This window comes from Psychrobacter sp. 16-MNA-CIBAN-0192 (assembly GCF_040309565.1).
Classification (GTDB): Bacteria; Pseudomonadota; Gammaproteobacteria; order Pseudomonadales; family Moraxellaceae; genus Psychrobacter.
Map to the genome: position 1 here is coordinate 1 of NZ_JBEOOX010000250.1, position 272 is coordinate 272.

The 272-nt window shown below is 41.5% G+C and carries 1 protein-coding gene; it reads right to left on the reverse strand.

Annotated elements, in window-relative coordinates; all coding sequences use genetic code 11:
- A partial coding sequence (locus tag AAEY78_RS13125; protein ID WP_352339746.1) for an SDR family NAD(P)-dependent oxidoreductase occupies nt 1-272 on the reverse strand: 272 nt, incomplete at both ends.

The following is a 272-nucleotide window of genomic DNA, read 5'->3' on the forward strand; positions in this document are numbered from 1 at the left end:
ATCTATCGCTAGGCTCTTAGCTAAATAACTAACGCCTGCCTTTGATGCACCGTAGGCTTCTGAACGTGGTAATGGTAAATAAGTAACACTTGAACTAACCATTACTAATTGCCCGCCAGAGACTATTTTTGGTAAAAGCGCCTCTAAGCAGTAACCCATTGATAACAAGTTAACGTTAATAACGCGCTCAAATAAGGCGCTATCAAAATTACGTGCATCGTCAACATACTCGCAGTTGCCAGCATTAAGAATTACGCGGTCAAATTGTGGGT